This is a genomic window from Streptomyces sp. iso_384 (genome assembly GCF_056172905.1).
Genome location: NZ_JBWBTT010000001.1, coordinates 7,031,376 through 7,047,996 on the forward strand (window position 1 = coordinate 7,031,376; position 16,621 = coordinate 7,047,996).

Genomic DNA, 16,621 nt, shown 5'->3' on the forward strand with positions numbered 1-16,621 from the left:
GCCCGGTGGTGTCCGGCGAGCACCGGACGGGCACCTCTGATCAAGAGACGACCGAGGAGCGAGGGCGACGGCGGCTCCACCAGGAAACGACCGGGGGGCGGTAGAGAGACAACCGCGGGGCTTAGGACCAAAGACGCAGAGCTCAGCCGCTTCCATCCTGCGATCGAGGGCTTGAGAAAGGTGACAAACCGCACGGAAAGGGTGTCTCAAAACAACGTCCACCATATGATCGGTCCCTGGAGAGCCTCTTACGCGGACGTAGGGTGGCCTCTGGGATCGCCGGCTGGCCGGACGGTTCCGAACCGCCGCCCCAAGGGAGGTCCAGTTCAGTGACGAGCCAGGTCAGTAGCGCGGCAGAGAAGGCCGATGAGGCCAATGACGCCGTCCTCGGGGGTCAGCGAGCCCCCCTGTCAGGTACGACGGGAACCACGGGCGGCGACGGCAAGGAGATCCGCCGCCTGGATCGGGTGATCATCCGTTTCGCGGGTGACTCGGGTGACGGTATGCAGCTCACCGGTGACCGGTTCACCTCGGAGACCGCCTCCTTCGGCAACGATCTCTCCACCCTGCCGAACTTCCCCGCCGAGATCCGTGCCCCCGCAGGCACGCTGCCGGGGGTCTCTTCCTTCCAGCTCCACTTTGCCGATCATGACATCCTCACCCCCGGCGACGCCCCCAACGTCCTGGTCGCGATGAACCCCGCCGCCCTGAAGGCGAACATCGACGACGTACCGCGCGGCGCGGAAATCATTGTGAACACCGACGAGTTCACCAAGCGCCCGATGGCGAAGGTGGGGTATGCGACCAGTCCGCTGGAGGACGGTTCGCTGGAGGCCTACAACGTCCACCTGGTTCCGCTGACGACGCTGACGCTGGAGGCGCTGAAGGAGTTCGGACTCCCCCGCAAGGAGGCCGAGCGCTCCAAGAACATGTTCGCGCTCGGGCTGCTGTCGTGGATGTACCACCGGCCGACCGAGGGGACGGAGACGTTCCTGCGGCAGAAGTTCGCGAAGAAACCCGAGATCGCCGAGGCGAATGTGGCGGCCTTCCGGGCCGGGTGGAATTTCGGCGAGACGACCGAGGACTTCGCGGTCTCCTACGAGGTCGCCCCGGCGTCGCAGGCCTTCCCCACCGGCACCTACCGCAACATCTCGGGGAACCTCGCCCTGTCCTACGGCCTGATCGCCGCCGGGCAGCTGGCGGACCTGCCGCTCTACCTGGGGTCGTATCCGATCACCCCGGCCTCGGACATCCTGCACGAGCTGTCCCGGCACAAGAACTTCGGTGTGCGGACCTTCCAGGCCGAGGACGAGATCGCCGGGATCGGGGCCGCGCTGGGTGCCGCGTTCGGCGGGGCCCTGGGCGTCACGACGACGTCCGGCCCCGGGGTGGCGCTGAAGTCGGAGACGATCGGTCTCGCGGTCTCCCTGGAGCTGCCGCTGCTGATCATCGACATCCAGCGCGGCGGACCGTCCACCGGGCTGCCGACCAAGACCGAGCAGGCGGATCTGCTCCAGGCGATGTACGGCAGGAACGGCGAGGCCCCGGTCCCGATCGTGGCCCCGCAGACCCCGGCGGACTGCTTCGACGCCGCGATCGACGCGGCCCGGATCGCCCTGACGTACCGGACTCCGGTCTTCCTGCTCTCCGACGGCTATCTGGCCAACGGTTCCGAGCCCTGGCGCATCCCGGAGACGGCGGCACTGCCCGACCTGAAGACCTCCTTCGCCACCGGCCCGAACCACACCCTGGCCGATGGCACCGAGGTCTTCTGGCCCTACAAACGCGACCCGCAGACCCTGGCCCGCCCCTGGGCGGTCCCCGGGACGGCCGGCCTCGAACACCGCATCGGCGGGATCGAGAAGCAGGACGGCACCGGCAACATCTCCTACGACCCGGCCAACCACGACTTCATGGTCCGCACCCGCCAGGCCAAGGTCGACGGCATCGAGGTCCCCGACCTCCAGGTCGACGACCCGGCCGGGGCCGCCACGCTGGTGCTCGGCTGGGGGTCGACGTACGGGCCGATCACCGCCGCCGTGCGCCGGCTGCGGGCCGCGGGGGCGCCCATCGCCCAGGCCCACCTGCGCCACCTCAACCCCTTCCCGAAGAATCTCGGCGAGGTGCTGAAGCGCTACGACAAGGTCGTCGTGCCGGAGATGAACCTCGGCCAGCTCGCGATGCTGCTGCGAGCCAAGTATCTGGTGGACGCCCACAGCTACAACCAGGTCAACGGCATGCCGTTCAAGGCAGAGCAGCTCGCCACGGCTCTCAAGGAGGCCATCGATGCCTGACACCGACGAACTGCTCCACAACGAGCTGCTGCAGCTGGTGCCCAAGGCCGAGGCGAAGCAGTCCATGAAGGACTTCAAGTCGGACCAGGAAGTGCGCTGGTGCCCCGGCTGCGGCGACTACGCGGTCCTCGCCGCCGTCCAGGGCTTCATGCCGGAGCTGGGGCTCGCGAAGGAGAACATCACCTTCGTCTCCGGCATCGGCTGCTCCTCCCGCTTCCCGTACTACATGAACACCTACGGGATGCACTCCATCCACGGCCGCGCCCCGTCCATCGCGACCGGGCTCGCCACCTCCCGCCGCGATCTGTCGGTGTGGGTGGTCACCGGTGACGGCGACGCGCTCTCCATCGGCGGCAACCACCTCATCCACGCCCTGCGCCGCAACGTCAACCTCAAGATCCTGCTGTTCAACAACCGGATCTACGGGCTGACCAAAGGTCAGTACAGCCCCACCTCCGAGCTCGGCAAGATCACCAAGTCGACGCCGATGGGCTCGCTCGACGCGCCCTTCAACCCGGTGTCGCTCGCCATCGGCGCGGAGGCCACGTTCGTGGCGCGCACGGTCGACTCCGACCGCAAGCACCTCACGAGCGTGCTGCGCGCGGCGGCCGAGCACTCGGGCACGGCGCTGGTGGAGATCTACCAGAACTGCAACATCTTCAACGACGGCGCTTTCGAGGTCCTCAAGGACAAGGAGCAGGCCGCCGAGGCCGTCATCCGCCTCGAACACGGGCAGCCGATCCTCTTCGGCTCCCAGGAGCCCAAGGGCGTCGTCCGCGATCCGGCCACCGGTGATCTCCGGGTGGTGGCCGTCACGGAGGAGAACCGCTCGCAGATCCTCGTCCACGACGCCCATGCCGAATCGCCCACGACGGCGTTCGCGCTGTCCCGGCTCGCCGACGCGGACACCCTGCACCACACCCCGATCGGGGTGCTGCGCAGCGTGGAGCGGCCCGTCTACGACACGCTGATGTCGGACCAGCTGGACGCCGCCGTCGAGCGCGAGGGCAAGGGCGACCTCGCCTCGCTCCTCGCGGGCAACGACACCTGGACGGTCGTCGGCTGAGGCACGGCGGAACGGTTCGGACCAGCAGAACGGAACCAGAACGGAACGATCGGAAGCGGAACTGCTTCCGGGCCCGGGTCCGGTCCCTCACGGGATCAGGCCCGGGCCTCGTCGTATGCCTCGCGTGCCGTCTGCACCGCGTCCACCTGCCGTTCGGTCCAGCGGGCGAGCGCCCACACCTGCTCGGCCACCTCGATGCCGATCGGGGTGAGCGTGTAGTCCACCCGCGGCGGGATCACCGGCTTCGCGTCCCGGTGGACGAAGCCGTCGCGCTCCAGCGTCTGGAGGGTCTGGGCCAGCATCTTCTCGCTGACGCCGCCCACCGCGCGGCGCAGTTCGCTGAAGCGGTGCGAGCGTTCCAGCAGCGCCGCCAGTACGAGGACGCCCCAGCGGCTCGTCACGTGCTCCAGGATCAGCCGGGACGGACACATGCGCTGATTGACGTCCGGACGACGTGATCGGTCTGCGCTTACTCCCATACCAGTACCTTACTTCAAAGTGGGTACTTTCTTAAAGTTAGCGCTGTGCTTAGGGTTGCGTTCGAAGGGCGGAAGCCGCCCGGACCGCCGAAACCGGCCCCACCACCATCGGAGAACCTTCATGAGCATCGTTGTCACCGGAGCCACCGGCGCACTCGGCCGCCTCGTCGCCGACACCCTGCTGGCCACTGTTCCGGCCGGAGAGGTCGTCTCGGTCGTACGCGACAAGGAGAAGGCCGCCGCGCTCGCCGCCCGGGGCGTGGAGCTGCGCATCGCGGACTACAGCCGCCCCGAGACCCTGGCCGGAGCCTTCCGGTCCGGCGACCGGGTGCTGCTGATCTCCGGCAGCGAGGTGGGCAAGCGGGTGGCGCAGCACGCGGCGGTCATCGACGCGGCGAAGGCGGCGGGCGTCGCCCAGCTCGCGTACACCGGCATCCTCGGCGGACCGGACGCGGACTTCACGCTGGCCGACGAGCACCGGGCCACCGAGCAGCTGATCCTCGACTCCGGGCTGCCGTACACCTTCCTGCGCAACGGCTGGTACACGGAGAACTACACCGCCGACCTGGCCCCGGTCCTGGCGCACCACGCGGTCGTCGCCAACGCGGGCGAGGGGCGCATCGCCTCCGCCTCCCGCGCCGACTACGCCGCCGCCGCGGCCGCCGTACTGACCGGCGACGGCCACCTGAACACCGCCTACGAGCTGAGCGGCGACACCGCGTGGTCGCTCGCCGAGTACGCCGCACTGCTGTCCGAGCTGACCGGCGAGGAGATCACGTACAAGAACGTCCCGGCCGCCGCGCACCAGGAGGTCCTGGTCGGCGCGGGACTGCCCGAGGGCTTCGCGGCGATCCTCGTCGACGTGGACGAGGCGATCGGGCGCGGCCGGCTCGCGGGGACGAGCGGCGACCTCGCCCGGCTCATCGGCCGCCCGACGACGCCGCTCGCCGAGACCGTACGCGCCGCCCTGTCCGCCGCCTGAGCCCCGGCGCACCCCGGCCGCACCTCCGCACGCCGACCGTACCCAGCACTGTCATGAGTGTTTCCGTGAGACGGCCATGACACGAAGCTCTTCCGGCGCTACCGTCGTGCCGTCGGCGGTCGCGCCGGCGCGGGTGGGCCGGGAGGGCACGTGAAGGGGAAGAACGAACAGCGGGCAGGCTTGCTGTACGGAATCGGCGCCTACGGGATGTGGGGCCTGGTCCCCCTCTTCTGGCCGCTGCTGAGGCCGTCCGGGGCGATCGAGATCCTCGCCCACCGGATGGTCTGGTCGCTCGGCGTCGTCGCCGTCGCCCTGCTGGTCGTACGCCGCTGGGCCTGGATCGCCGAACTGGCCCGCGATCCGCGCAAGCTGGGTCTCATATCGGTCGCGGCGGCGACCATCACCGTCAACTGGGGCCTCTACATCTGGGCCGTGAACAACGGCCAGGTCGTCGAGGCCTCGCTCGGCTACTTCATCAATCCGCTGGTCACCATCGCCATGGGCGTCCTGCTGCTCGGCGAGCGGCTGCGGCCGGTCCAGTGGGTCGCGGTCGCCACCGGTCTGGCCGCCGTGCTCGTGCTGGCGATCGGATACGGCAGGCCGCCGTGGATCTCGCTGACGCTGGCCTTCTCCTTCGCCACGTACGGCCTGGTGAAGAAGAAGGTGAACATGGGCGGCCTGGAGTCCCTGGCCGCCGAGACCGCCGTGCTGTTCGTGCCCGCGCTCGGCTTCCTGCTCTGGCTGGCCGCGACCGGCGAGTCGACGTTCACGTACGGGGGCGCGGGGCACGGGTTCCTGCTCGCGGCGACGGGCATCGTCACCGCGGTCCCGCTGATCTGCTTCGGCGCGGCGGCGATCCGGGTGCCGCTGTCCACGCTGGGGCTGCTCCAGTATCTGGCCCCGGTCTTCCAGTTCGGCCTGGGCGTCCTCTACTTCCACGAGTCGATGCCGCCCGAGCGGTGGGCCGGGTTCGCCCTGGTCTGGCTGGCGCTGTCGCTGCTGACCTGGGACGCACTGCGGACCGCTCGGCGCAACCGGGCGCTGGCGGCGGAGCTGCTGGCGACGGCGGCCGCCGCGCCGGCGACCACGACGCCGACGGCAGCGACCCCGGCGACCACGCCCCCGGATCCCACACAACAAAAGATTACCTAGTTGCTTTTCTAACTCGGTTACGTTTTTCTGGTCCTGGGTGACCTGAAGTGTGACCGAAGGAGAGGCATGGGCATGACCGACGTACTCGTCGTGGGAGCAGGTCCCACCGGGCTGGTGCTGGCCTGCGATCTGGCCCGGCGCGGCGTCGCCGTACGGATCGTGGACCGGTCCCCCGCGCCGCCGCGCACCTCGCGCGCCAAGGGCCCCAACCCCCGGTCGCTGGAGATCCTGGACGATCTCGGGGTGGCCGAGGAGGTGCTCGCCGCCGGTTCGGCGCCGCTGCCGATGCTCAAGTACCGCGACCGCCTCCCGGTCGCGGAGGCCGATCCGTGGGCGGACTCCGCCCCGGCCCCGGGCGCGCACTACGACCGGGGGTGGCTGATCGCCCAGTGGCGGCTGGAGGGCATCCTCCGCGACCGGCTGGCCGCTCACGGCGTCCACGTCGAGCTGGGCCGCGAGGTCGTGGGGCTGGCGGAGGGGGCCGACGGGCGGCGGGTGGACGTGACGTTCGCGGAGGGCCGGACGGAACGCGCACGGTACGTCGTCGGCTGCGACGGCGCCCACAGCTCCGTACGGAAACTGCTCGGGATCGGGTTCGACGGCACCACCGACGAGGACCAGGTGATGGTCTGCGGCGATGTCGACCTGGCCGAGGGCGCCCTGGACCGTACCCGCTGGCACCAGTGGTTCGACGAGGACGGCGCGGTGATGCTCTGCCCGATCCCCGGTACGCGGACGGGCTGGTGGTTCCAGGGCGGGCCGGAACGGGACGGGCGGGGGCGGCCGCTCGCGCCCACCGCCGACGGGTTCCGCCGACTGCTCGCCCACCACACCGCGCTGCCCCGCGAGGACCTGACGCGGGCCGAGCTGCTGTCGACGTACCGGGTCAATGTGCGGATGGCGGACCGGTTCCGGGCGGGGCGGGTCTTCCTCGCGGGCGACGCGGCGCATGTGCACGCCGTCGCGGGCGGCCTCGGGATGAACACCGGCATCCAGGACGCGTTCAACCTGGGCTGGAAGCTGGGCCTGGTGCTCACCGGCCACACGGACGCGAGGCTGCTGGACAGCTATGAGGAGGAGCGGCTTCCGGTGGCCGCCCGGACCCTGGACCTCACATCGGAGCGGCTGCGGGCCACGCTGGAGGCGATCCGCCGGCCCGGCGGAGGCCTGGACGCGGCGATCACCTCGGACACCACCGGCCTGGGCGTCGGCTACCGCTGGAGCTCCCTGGCCGCCACCCGCGCCGACACGCCGCGGGCCGATGGCGGCGGCCCGGAACCCGAGGGCGGCGCCCCGCACGCCGGGGACCGCGCGCCGGACGCACCCTGCACCGACGCCGCGACCGGAGCCCGTACCCGGCTGCACCGCGTTCTCGCAGGGCCCGGCACGACCGTGCTCGGCTTCGGCCCCGGCAGCGCGGCGGCCCTGCGCGAGGTGGCGGCCGCGTACGGCGTGGCCGGGGTACGGACCTGCCGGGTGTACGCGGCGCACGAGAACCGGGCCGAAGCGGAACCGGGCGCGGTGGTCGACGACGCGGGCCACGCGGCCGCCGCGTACGGAACGGAAACCTCCGGCGAGACGGGCGCGGGCACCGTCGTGGTCGTCCGGCCCGACCACCATGTGGGCGTGTACGCACCGGCGGACGATGCCGATGCCGTACGGGAGTATCTGCGCCGGCTCCACGGAACGGGCGCGTCCGCGGGCCGGCCCGACGGCACGCCCACAGTCCGGTCACCGGAGCAGTCACCGGACCGGTCCACGGACGGGTCACCCGGCATGGTGGACGCCGTGCGGTAAAGGCTGATTGAGTGCCCGGATGGGGACTGTGCTGGGGGCCATGAGGAACGTGCGGTGGCACGAGCTGCAGCACGCGTACGGCTCCGCGTCCCAGGTTCCCGGCGTGCTGTCGCGGATCGCCTGGGGGGACGCGCCGACCTCGGACGAGGCCCTGAGCGATCTGGAACGGTGGATCGGCACCCCGCCCGTCTTCGACTCGACGGCGGCGACGGTGCCGTTCCTCTGGGAGCTTGCGGCGACGGACACGGTCCGGGACCGGGCGGGCGTCGTGGACCTGCTCGCCACGATCCTGGCCGCCGGAAACGCGGAGCACCCGGCGTGGACCCGCGCGGCGCACGACGCGGTGGCGGCGGGCCGCGCCACGGCCGCCCGCCTGGCCGCCACGCCTGAAGCGCCGGGCGCACCGGAAGCGCCGGGCACACCCGGCGCGCAGGCCGTACGCACGGCGGCCGCGCGCCTGCTCGCCGCGATCGACCGGCACGACTGCCCGGCCTGCCCCGCCCCTCCCCCGCGCGAGGCGTAGGAAGCCTCACTCGTCGGCGGCGGTGAGCCGGGCGCGGTGGGCCCGGACCTTGGCACGGTTGCCGCAGCGCTCCATCGAGCACCAGCGGCGGTTGCCGGGGCGCGAGGTGTCGACGAACAGCAGGCGGCAGTCGTGCGCGCCGCAGGTACGGATCCGGTGGGCGTGCGCCCCGGTGAACAGGTCGACCGCGTCACGGGCGACGGTGGACAGCAGCCCGGTCCCCGTACCCCCCGGAGCCCAGGCCCGGCCGCCGTCCGCGGTCAGCCGGGCCGTCAGGGGCGGGTGCGCCGCCGCGTCGTTGAGGGTGGCGAGGTCGTCCGGGCCGGGCGGCGCACCGCGCACGTGCCCCTCCGTCAGCCGCCAGAGCGCATCGCGCAGAGCACGCGCGTCCGCCACCTCGGCCATGCTCACCGCGAGCCCGTCGCGGGCTCCGGCTCCGGGGGCGAGCCCGTCGGGCAGCCGGCTCTCCTGCGCCCAGCGCACCAGGTCGGCCGGCTCGCGCAGCACCTCGAAGTACGCCAGCGGGCCGGGGCCTCCGGTGGGCAGCAGCTCCAGACACAGCGCGCCCGGATCGAACCGGAACGAACTGCCGTCCGGATGCCGCAGCAGCAGCCCCGGCGCGTCCGTTGCCTTTTCACTCATGTAACCACTATAAACGGTTTCCATGACGCAGACACCGCCACAGGCGCAGACACAGCCCCAGCCGCAGCCCCTGTCCTGGAAGCTCGTGATCGACAGCGCCGACCCGCACGCACAGGCCGGATTCTGGGCGCAGGCCCTGGGCTACCTCGTCGAGGACAACAGCCCGCTCGTCGAGCAGCTGCTCGCGGCCGGAGCCGCGCCCGAGGCCATCACGACCCACGCCCACGGCCGCCGCGCCTGGCTCGACCTCGCGGCGGCCCGGCATCCCGACGACCCGTACGACGAGGTCAGCGGTACGGGCCAGGGACGGCGGCTGCTGTTCCAGCGGGTGCCGGAGCCGAAGACGGTCAAGAACCGCCTCCACATCGATGTGCACTCCGCGCCGGGGCAGCGCGACGCGGAGGCGGACCGGCTGGTGGGGCTGGGCGCGCGGGTGCTGCGTACGGTCGACGAGCAGGGCGGGAGCTGGATCGTCATGGCGGACCCCGAGGACAACGAGTTCTGCCTGAACTGATCCCGCCCCCGAGCGGCCACGACGACCGCTACCGCCGCAGCCCGCGCAGCAGCAGCTCCACCAGCCGGCGCGGGTCGTACCGCGGATCGTCGTCCCGCCCGACGCAGAGGTTCCCGACGCCCCGCATCAGCTCGTACGGCTCGATGCCGGGCCGAACCTCTCCCGCCGCGACCGCCGCGTCGAGCAACTGCCCGCAGACGGGCACCAGCCGGTCGAGGAAGTAGGCGTGCAGCGCCTCGAAGCCACCGCTGTCCGAGCGCAGCGCGTCGGCGAGCCCGTGCTTCGTGACCAGGAAGTCGACGAAGAGGTCCACCCACTTCTCCAGTGCGACGAACGGCGACTCCTCCTCGGCCAGCAGCGCCGGGCCCGCCTCGGCGCAGGCCTCGACCTGGTGGCGGTAGACGGCCACCACCAGGTCCGCCCGGGTCGGGAAGTGCCGGTAGATCGTGCCCATACCGACGCCGGCCTTCTTGGCGATCTCGCGGATCGGCGCGTCGACCCCGGAGGCCACGAAGACCTCGGAGGCGGCGGCGAGCAGCGTCTGCTGGTTGCGTACCGCGTCGGCCCTCCTGGGTCGGGCCGACGCCCCTGCGGCTTCATCGGCGGCAGCCACCGCACACCCCTCTCCTCGCCCGTTCCGCCGTCACCGCACAGTGAGCCGTTGACAAAGCGGAACAGTGCTCCGTATCGTAAATGGAACAACGCTCCGCTTCACTCTAGCCGAAGCCGGACGCTTCCACCTCCCCTGCCCCGCCCCTGTTCGGACCCGTGGCAGGGACCCCCGGGAAGGAACTCTCTCCCCCATGAGCACGTCGACACCCCGCACCACCGATGCCTTCGGGCCCGCTTCCCCCGTCCTGTCCGTCGCCCCGGTGACGCTGCCCACCCCCGACCGGGCCGTGGACCTCCAGGTCCGCGTCTCCGTACCCCTGACCGGCGAGGGGACGTCTCCGGCCGGGAGCCGTCTTCCGGTCATCCTGCTCTCGCACGGCCAGGGCTTCTCGAACAACCTCTCCTCGCTCAACGGCTACGCACCGCTCGTCAGCTTCTGGGCGGCGCACGGGTTCGCCGTGATCCAGCCGACCCACCTCAGCTCGACGACGCTGAAGCTGCCGGCCGACACCCCCGGCGCGCCCATGCACTGGCGCTCCCGGGCCGAGGACATATCGCGTCTCATCGACCGGCTCGACGAGATCGAGGCGGCGGTGCCCGGCCTCGTCGGCCGCCTGGACCGGGACCGGATCGCCGTCGCCGGGCACTCCATGGGCGGCCACACCGCGGGCCTCCTGCTGGGCGCGAGCCTCATCGATCCGGACGACGGCACGGAGGTGGACCTGGCCGATTCCCGGATCGGCGCGGGCCTCCTGCTGGCCGGGCCCGGCCGGGGCGGCGACGCCCTCGTGCCGACCATGGCCGAAATGCTGCCCTTCCTCACCACCACGGACTTCTCCCGGATGGCGACACCCACGCTCGTGGTCAACGGCGAGAAGGACGGGTCCACCCATCTGACGGTCCGGGGCCCGGCCTGGCACACCGACCCCTACACCCTCTCCCCCGGCCCCAAGACCCTGCTCACCCTCTTCGGCGCGGAACACGGACTCGGAGGGATCTCCGGATACGACGTCGCCGAGACGACCGACGAGAGCCCGGCACGGGTGGCCGCGCTCGCCCGCCTCAGCTGGGCCTATCTGCGCAGCCGGCTGTACGCGGACGACACCGTCTGGCAGACGGCCCGCGAAGCGCTGGCGTCGGGCCCGGACGCGTTCGGCCGGGTCGAGTCGAAGGAGGGATAGGGACGACGGTACGAAGGTGCCGCCCGTCGCACACGGCGGCGGGCAGCACCTCGTACCGCGTCCTGGGCCGGGACCGAAGTCACCCCCCTGCCCACACGTGCCGCAGACGCCCCGACGGCGCAGGTCATACCGACAGGTGGCGGCGCCCGGCGCGAGGCACCGCCCTCGACTGCGTGAACCAGCGCACCGGCGTCGACACGCTCACCGGAGGCATCCGGAGCACCGTCAGCCGCAAGCCGCGGCTGATGGTGCTGACCCGGACCCCCTGCACGTCGGACAGCCCCTAGTAGGGCTTTGTTAGGTGGTGTCGTAGGGCTGCCATGGGGTGGGTTGTCGGCAGGTGGGGCAGGTTCCGGTCCAGGTGGCCAGTAGGTGTCGGAGGAGGGCCAGGGCCTGGTAGAGGGTCAGGCCCTGGCAGGGGCTTTTGGGGCGGAGCGCTGTTCGGTCAGGAAGAGGTGGGCGGCGGTGACGAGGGTGACGTGGCGGTGCCAGCCGGTGAACGATCGTCCCTCGAAGTGGTCGAGGCCGAGTGTGGTCTTCAGCTCTCGGTAGTCGTGCTCGATGCGCCACCGTAGTTTCGCGAGGCGGACCAGGTCCCGGGCCGGGATGTCGGCCGGCAGGTTGGAGATCCAGTACTTGACCGGCTCGTCCTGGCCTTCGGGCCACTGGGCTATCAGCCACCGCAGGCCGATGACACCGTCCGGGGCGGGTTTGGGGCGGCGGCCGGCGAGGCGGACGCGCAGGAACACGAAGCGGGCGGACATGGCGGCCTTGGATCCTTTGCGCCAGGTGACCGTGACGGCTCGTGCCCGTCCGGCGGCCAGGACGTGTTCGCGCAGGCTGACCGGCCGGGTGCGGTAGCGGGGCAGCGGGCGTGGCCCGAGCCCGGTGTAAGGCGGTGTGCGGGGTTCGGCTGTCTCGGCGTGGGCGGTCATCTCGCCCTTGACCTGCAGGGCATAGGCCAGGCCGCGGTCCTCCAGGCCGTGGCGGAAGTCGGCGTTCGCTCCGTAGCCGGTGTCCGCGACCAGCACCGCCGGCCGCAGTCCGACCGTAGCCAGCTCGTCGAGCATGTCCAGCGCGAGCTGCCACTTCGGCCGGTGACGCGCACCGTCAGGGATGCGGCAGCGGGCCCGACGGTCCGCCGCCTCCGGCCGGTCCCAGCTGCCGGGCAGGAACAGCCGCCAGGACAACGGGCACGACGCGGTATCGGACGCGGCGTGGACACTGACCCCGATCTGACAGTTCCCGACCTTGCCCAGGGTGCCTGAGTACTGGCGGGCCACCCCGGGCGAGGACATTCCGTCCTTCGGGAATCCGGTGTCGTCCACCACCCACACCTGAGGCCTCACCACCGCCACCGCCCGGCGGGCCAACCTGGTGCGGACGGTGTCCACCGGCCAGGTCGACGACGTCATGAACTGCTGCAACTGCTGATGGTCCACACCCAGGCGTCCGGCCATCGGCTGCATCGACTTCCGACGCCCGTCCAGGAGCAAACCCCGCAGATAGAGGCTGCCCTTCACCCGCTGGTCAGCACGCGACAAAGGCGCGAACACCTCCCCGGCAAACTCCTCCAACCGGCCCCTGCACGAAACGAGTTCATCCACCCTCATACCAGCAGGAAACCACCAGAGCGACCGCTTGCCCAGAGACGTAACAAAGCCCTACTAGGAGGCCCCACCGCCGTCCCGGTCACGCCGTACGTCCTCCCGGATCCGCTCCGCCATCAGATCGGCGAGCGGATCCGTGACGTCCCAGGAGTGCGCGGCCGGATGCCGGTCGTACAGCACACAGGCGTCGCCGTCCTTGACGGACAGCCGGTGGATGACGGCCGGGCACGGCAGCAGTTCCTTGAAGCGGAACTTCCGGCGTCCGTCGGCCTCGCTCCAGAACATCCACAGGTCCCGCCCGCCGGAAGCCGACACCGAGGGGAGCTGGGCCGCGTGTTCGACCCCCTCCTCGTGCTCGCCGAGCTCGCACAGCAGGAACTCGTCCAGTTCGGGGGCTTCCGTCGCCTCGCCGGGCTCATCCTCCAGGCCCATGAGCGCGACCCGCGCGCCCATCTCAGGGAGTTCGGTGAAGGCGGTGCACTGCAACATGGCGCTCATCCTTGCCGGTGAGAAGGGGAGGGGGTACGGGCGGCAGCGGCCAGCGGGCGCATGACGAGTCCGTACCAGGCCGTGGCGTCCCGGGCGACGAACTCGTACGGCAGCCCGTCCGCGAGCCGCCCCAACGCGTAGTCGTGCTCACGGAAACTGGTGACCCAGGAACGGAGTTCGGCCGGTGCGTCGCGCCGGCCGGCCGCGCCGACCGGGTACAGCGCACGGCCCGGAACCCACGGAGCGTACGGGTCAGGATCCAGCGCGTCCGCGAAGCGCCGGGCCTGCCGCCGCAGCCAGCGCAGCGCCAGCCGCCGCGTCGGCACGAGGACGCCGCCGAGCCGCACGGACCTTGCCGCGTCGCCGCCGTGGCTCTCGGCGACGTACCAAGTGGCTTGCCGTTGCCGGGTGTTCACAGGACCTCGCCCCGACTGCGGGCGTTGAGCCGGGCGGTCCTCGCCCGGAGCTGCTCCATGAGGAGCGCGGGCCGGACCCGGTGCGGCTCGGCCTCCCACTCGGCCCCGCCGCCCACGGGCCGCAGCGACCAGCGGGCGCCGGCGACCCCACGGAACTCGCCCACACGGTCACCGTGCCCGGTGTCCACCATGAGCGCGCCGAGGGCCGGGAGTTCGGGAGGCTGCTGCGCGTTCGGGCAAACGTTCTCGCCGTACACCTATCGCTCCTCTCTGTAGCCGTATGACTACCGGGGCGATTCAGCGTGACCTACCGTGAGGAGCCATTCAACTTGCCTATTCGGCACGGAAGATCGGGGCGGGGCCCGTGAACGTCAAGGAATTGAACCCGGAAAGCTCCGCGCAGGCGGCCTACGGTGCACGTCTGCGCGAGTTACGGGAGAAGCGGGGCTGGACGCAGGAGGAGCTGGGCAGCCACAACGGCTACTCCAGCACGCACATCTCGTCCGTGGAAACGGGTCGCAAACTCGCGACCTTGCGCTTTTCGCGTAGTACGGACCGGGCGCTGGGCCTCACCGGAACCGAGGCGTCGTTCGAGCGCGAGCTGGGCCAGATCAAGCACGGCAGCCTGCTGGAGGGCTTCCCGGAGTTCCTCGGCTACGAGCGCCGGGCGGCAGAGATCCGGCTGTACGAGGTCGGTGTCATCCCGGGCCTGCTCCAGACCCCGGAGTACGCGACGGTCCTGGCGGACAGCGTCATCAGGCGGCAGGTGATCACCGCGGACCAGGCCCAGGAGCGGGTCGCTCTGGTCGCGGAACGTCAGGCGGCCCTGGTCCGGGAGAAGCCGCCGCTGGTCTTCGCGCTGCTGGACGAGAGCTGCCTCCTCCGGCCGGTCGGCGGGCCGGAGGTCATGAAGGCGCAGATGGACCGCCTCATCGAGTTCGCCGAGCAGCCCAACACCGTGATCCAGGTGGTGCCGTTCACCATGGGAGAGCACCGCCCGTTCAGCCTGCCGCTCTACATCCTGACCATGCCGGACCGCTCGCTCATGTCGTACGCGGAGTCGGCGCAACAAGGCTATCTGGAGCGCGAAAGTGGCTCGGTGGTGCAGCATCTGACGGCCTACCATCAGATGCAGGCCCTGGCCCCCTCCCAGGCCGCGTCCGTAGACATGTTCAGGCAGTTGCGAAAGGGCACCCCGTGACAACCGAGACCCCCCGTTGGTTCACGTCCTCCTACAGCGAAAACGGCGGCGCGTGCGTCGAGGTCGCCACCAACCTCGCCGCCCCGCACGGCATCGTCCCCGTCCGCGACTCCAAGAACCCGACCGGCCCGGCCCTCACCGTCCCCGCCACCGCGTTCACCACCTTCGTGGCGGGCGTCCGCGCCGGAGACTTCGGCACCGTCTGAGCCGCCCGAGCCGACAGGACAACAGCCCCACCGTGCAGGCACGGTGGGGCTTGCCGTCGTCCGGGGAGAAAGCAGCGCCGCGGTTTCCCGTTCCGGAAACCAGAAGGTCTTGCTCCGGGCTCCGCAGACCGGAACCATCGGGAGAAACATCACCACCGGCCATGGGCTGACGATTCCGGCTCACGAAACCCTCGTCGAGATCGCCATGGAACTGATCCGCAAAAGCGTTCGGAGACCAGATCAGTGCCTGACCTCGATTTTCATGACGGTCCGTCGGTTTCTTCGGCGGGCTGTTTCGGTTGTTCGGTTCGGCGGTGGGCACGCTGATGGCCCCGCTGTCGCGTCGGGTGGGCGCCGGGTTCCACGGCTCCGGTCGGGTGGTGCTGGTTGCAGGGACGGGAACGCGCTGGTCAGCCGGGGTTCGGGAGTACTTCGAGCCGTGCCAGGGCGTCGGTGATCACGTCGGTCCAGGGCCAGTGGCGTGCGAATCTCAGGTGCCGGCGGCGGGCGGTGGTGACGATCTGGGCTGCGGCGGAGAAGAGGCGGATCCGGAGACGGCGGGGCTCCCACCTGCGAGTTTTGCCGGTCAAAGCGAGCATGGGCATCCAGGCCAGCAGGTCGAGAGCGAGCTGGACGTTCTCCAGCCAGATCTGGTTCTGGGCGGTGTCGTGCAGGGGCAGGTTGCGCAGGCCGGTGGCCCGCGCGGCCCGGATGCGATCCTCGGCCCCTGCTCGCTGGCGGCGCCGCAGCTCCAGTGCCGCGATCGCCATGTCGGTGGTGTTGGTGGCGAAGCAGGTCAGACGCAGTCCGTCAGCGTCGGTGATCCGCAACTGGGCTCCGTGGTGGGGCCGTTCCTTGCGGACGATCAGCCGCATCCTCTTCGGCCAGCCCTTGAGGCAGTAGCCGGTGATCTCGGCGACCCAGGCCCCGTCCCGGATCTCACCTTCCGGTTCGACGGCGGGTGTCCACGCGGCGGGCGGGACCTTCAAGGTGGCCTGGTGGATGGCGTCGATAGCGAGTCGGGCTGCGGTGATGTGGTCGGCGGCAGTGTTGCTGCCAGCGTTTCCCGGCCTGAGCAAGCCGGCCACCGGCTCCCCGGACCCGCCGCTTCCGTGATCGACGAAGGCCATCAGAGGGTGGTGCCCGAAGGTCTTCTTCCAGGTGGCGGCGGCGTCCTGCTGTCGGAGTGGGCCAGCACGAGCACCCCGTCCAGGTCCACGATCACCTGCCCTGAGGCGTCCGGAGCCGCGCTCTTGGCCAGATTCCAGACGCGCTCGCGGGCCTCTGCCCGAGCGGCTCGTATCGCGGCCAGGGCGGACCGTCTCTACCAGCAGCACCGCCCCGGCCTGCGGGACCACCCCGCGACCGCCACCCTCAACGCGGACACGCGGGTACGACCCGATACGCTTCTTCACCTGGAAAGTGCCTCCGACAGGGGCGGGAACAAGGGCCTAGAC

At 71.0% G+C, this 16,621-nt stretch carries 17 protein-coding genes and 1 pseudogene; 10 read left to right on the forward strand and 8 right to left on the reverse strand.

Annotated elements, in window-relative coordinates; genetic code table 11:
- Window positions 1–329: 329 nt before the first annotated feature.
- Both AC0VY3_RS31535 and AC0VY3_RS31540 read left to right on the forward strand, forming a co-directional pair.
- Window positions 330–2,294, forward strand: a complete 1,965-nt coding sequence (locus AC0VY3_RS31535) for a 2-oxoacid:acceptor oxidoreductase subunit alpha (RefSeq protein WP_475551144.1) — start codon at window positions 330–332, stop codon at window positions 2,292–2,294.
- Window positions 2,287–3,360: a 2-oxoacid:ferredoxin oxidoreductase subunit beta gene (locus tag AC0VY3_RS31540; RefSeq protein WP_103511042.1), complete on the forward strand. Its 1,074-nt coding sequence runs from the start codon at window positions 2,287–2,289 to the stop codon at window positions 3,358–3,360. The genes AC0VY3_RS31535 and AC0VY3_RS31540 overlap by 8 nt, the downstream gene beginning before the upstream one ends.
- Before the next feature lie 95 nt (window positions 3,361–3,455).
- Here AC0VY3_RS31540 and AC0VY3_RS31545 read toward each other — a convergent pair whose 3' ends face one another.
- Window positions 3,456–3,839 carry a winged helix-turn-helix transcriptional regulator gene (locus AC0VY3_RS31545; protein ID WP_103511041.1) on the reverse strand — a complete coding sequence of 128 codons (384 nt, stop codon included), beginning with the start codon at window positions 3,837–3,839 and terminating at the stop codon, window positions 3,456–3,458.
- A 121-nt stretch (window positions 3,840–3,960) separates the two neighbouring features.
- On the opposite strand from AC0VY3_RS31545, the gene AC0VY3_RS31550 reads away from it, so the two are divergent.
- The 4 genes from AC0VY3_RS31550 to AC0VY3_RS31565 all read left to right on the forward strand — a co-directional run bounded on the left by AC0VY3_RS31550 (window position 3,961) and on the right by AC0VY3_RS31565 (window position 8,293).
- The gene (locus AC0VY3_RS31550) at window positions 3,961–4,821 is read left to right on the forward strand and encodes an SDR family oxidoreductase (RefSeq protein WP_475551145.1); all 861 of its coding nucleotides are present in this window, start codon (window positions 3,961–3,963) and stop codon (window positions 4,819–4,821) included.
- Between the two features lie 150 nt (window positions 4,822–4,971).
- Window positions 4,972–5,973, forward strand: coding sequence for an EamA family transporter RarD (gene rarD, locus AC0VY3_RS31555; RefSeq protein WP_103511039.1), 1,002 nt, complete (start codon window positions 4,972–4,974; stop codon window positions 5,971–5,973).
- A gap of 66 nt (window positions 5,974–6,039) precedes the next feature.
- A complete protein-coding gene (locus AC0VY3_RS31560; protein WP_475551146.1) occupies window positions 6,040–7,770 on the forward strand; it encodes an FAD-dependent monooxygenase in 1,731 nt (576 codons plus the stop codon).
- A 19-nt stretch (window positions 7,771–7,789) separates the two neighbouring features.
- Window positions 7,790–8,293, forward strand: a complete 504-nt coding sequence (locus AC0VY3_RS31565) for a hypothetical protein (protein ID WP_475551147.1) — start codon at window positions 7,790–7,792, stop codon at window positions 8,291–8,293.
- A 6-nt stretch (window positions 8,294–8,299) separates the two neighbouring features.
- Here AC0VY3_RS31565 and AC0VY3_RS31570 read toward each other — a convergent pair whose 3' ends face one another.
- Window positions 8,300–8,935 carry a CGNR zinc finger domain-containing protein gene (locus tag AC0VY3_RS31570; RefSeq protein WP_475551148.1) on the reverse strand — a complete coding sequence of 212 codons (636 nt, stop codon included), beginning with the start codon at window positions 8,933–8,935 and terminating at the stop codon, window positions 8,300–8,302.
- A 22-nt stretch (window positions 8,936–8,957) separates the two neighbouring features.
- Between AC0VY3_RS31570 and AC0VY3_RS31575 the strand changes: the two genes are divergently transcribed.
- Window positions 8,958–9,449, forward strand: a complete 492-nt coding sequence (locus AC0VY3_RS31575) for a VOC family protein (protein WP_475551149.1) — start codon at window positions 8,958–8,960, stop codon at window positions 9,447–9,449.
- 28 nt (window positions 9,450–9,477) lie between these two features.
- Here AC0VY3_RS31575 and AC0VY3_RS31580 read toward each other — a convergent pair whose 3' ends face one another.
- The gene (locus AC0VY3_RS31580) at window positions 9,478–10,062 is read right to left on the reverse strand and encodes a TetR/AcrR family transcriptional regulator (protein WP_103508413.1); all 585 of its coding nucleotides are present in this window, start codon (window positions 10,060–10,062) and stop codon (window positions 9,478–9,480) included.
- Window positions 10,063–10,252: 190 nt separating this feature from the next.
- Here AC0VY3_RS31580 and AC0VY3_RS31585 point away from each other — a divergent pair, with 190 nt between their 5' ends.
- Window positions 10,253–11,242: an alpha/beta hydrolase family protein gene (locus AC0VY3_RS31585; protein WP_475551150.1), complete on the forward strand. Its 990-nt coding sequence runs from the start codon at window positions 10,253–10,255 to the stop codon at window positions 11,240–11,242.
- A gap of 404 nt (window positions 11,243–11,646) precedes the next feature.
- Here AC0VY3_RS31585 and AC0VY3_RS31590 read toward each other — a convergent pair whose 3' ends face one another.
- From AC0VY3_RS31590 to AC0VY3_RS31605, 4 genes are read right to left on the reverse strand one after another with little or no spacing between them, the layout of a single operon-like run.
- Window positions 11,647–12,855, reverse strand: a complete 1,209-nt coding sequence (locus AC0VY3_RS31590; protein ID WP_475551151.1) for an IS701 family transposase — start codon at window positions 12,853–12,855, stop codon at window positions 11,647–11,649.
- A gap of 54 nt (window positions 12,856–12,909) precedes the next feature.
- Entirely contained in the window at window positions 12,910–13,341 is a 432-nt protein-coding gene (locus AC0VY3_RS31595) for a hypothetical protein (RefSeq protein ID WP_103508411.1), read from the reverse strand.
- A 5-nt stretch (window positions 13,342–13,346) separates the two neighbouring features.
- Entirely contained in the window at window positions 13,347–13,757 is a 411-nt protein-coding gene (locus tag AC0VY3_RS31600; protein ID WP_103508410.1) for a hypothetical protein, read from the reverse strand.
- Entirely contained in the window at window positions 13,754–14,014 is a 261-nt protein-coding gene (locus AC0VY3_RS31605; protein WP_475551152.1) for a hypothetical protein, read from the reverse strand. Before AC0VY3_RS31605 ends, AC0VY3_RS31600 begins: the two co-directional genes overlap by 4 nt.
- A 107-nt stretch (window positions 14,015–14,121) precedes the next feature.
- On the opposite strand from AC0VY3_RS31605, the gene AC0VY3_RS31610 reads away from it, so the two are divergent.
- Together AC0VY3_RS31610 and AC0VY3_RS31615 are read left to right on the forward strand one after the other, a co-directional pair.
- Window positions 14,122–14,958 (forward strand): helix-turn-helix domain-containing protein, encoded by an 837-nt coding sequence (locus tag AC0VY3_RS31610; RefSeq protein ID WP_475551153.1) that lies wholly within the window; start codon window positions 14,122–14,124, stop codon window positions 14,956–14,958.
- Window positions 14,955–15,164, forward strand: a complete 210-nt coding sequence (locus tag AC0VY3_RS31615; protein ID WP_475551154.1) for a DUF397 domain-containing protein — start codon at window positions 14,955–14,957, stop codon at window positions 15,162–15,164. The genes AC0VY3_RS31610 and AC0VY3_RS31615 overlap by 4 nt, the downstream gene beginning before the upstream one ends.
- A gap of 410 nt (window positions 15,165–15,574) precedes the next feature.
- Here AC0VY3_RS31615 and AC0VY3_RS31620 read toward each other — a convergent pair.
- A pseudogene (locus AC0VY3_RS31620) lies at window positions 15,575–16,479 on the reverse strand (transposase); the annotation flags it as partial.
- Window positions 16,480–16,621: the final 142 nt, after the last annotated feature.

Coding starts and splice junctions, on each gene's coding strand:
- AC0VY3_RS31540 (WP_103511042.1), top strand. CDS start 2,287: ATGCCTGACACCGACGAACTGCTCCACAACGAGCTGCTGCAGCTGGTG.
- AC0VY3_RS31545 (WP_103511041.1), bottom strand. CDS start 3,839: ATGGGAGTAAGCGCAGACCGATCACGTCGTCCGGACGTCAATCAGCGC.
- AC0VY3_RS31550 (WP_475551145.1), top strand. CDS start 3,961: ATGAGCATCGTTGTCACCGGAGCCACCGGCGCACTCGGCCGCCTCGTC.
- AC0VY3_RS31560 (WP_475551146.1), top strand. CDS start 6,040: ATGGGCATGACCGACGTACTCGTCGTGGGAGCAGGTCCCACCGGGCTG.
- AC0VY3_RS31565 (WP_475551147.1), top strand. CDS start 7,790: ATGGGGACTGTGCTGGGGGCCATGAGGAACGTGCGGTGGCACGAGCTG.
- AC0VY3_RS31570 (WP_475551148.1), bottom strand. CDS start 8,935: ATGAGTGAAAAGGCAACGGACGCGCCGGGGCTGCTGCTGCGGCATCCG.
- AC0VY3_RS31575 (WP_475551149.1), top strand. CDS start 8,958: ATGACGCAGACACCGCCACAGGCGCAGACACAGCCCCAGCCGCAGCCC.
- AC0VY3_RS31585 (WP_475551150.1), top strand. CDS start 10,253: ATGAGCACGTCGACACCCCGCACCACCGATGCCTTCGGGCCCGCTTCC.
- AC0VY3_RS31590 (WP_475551151.1), bottom strand. CDS start 12,855: ATGAGGGTGGATGAACTCGTTTCGTGCAGGGGCCGGTTGGAGGAGTTT.
- AC0VY3_RS31595 (WP_103508411.1), bottom strand. CDS start 13,341: ATGTTGCAGTGCACCGCCTTCACCGAACTCCCTGAGATGGGCGCGCGG.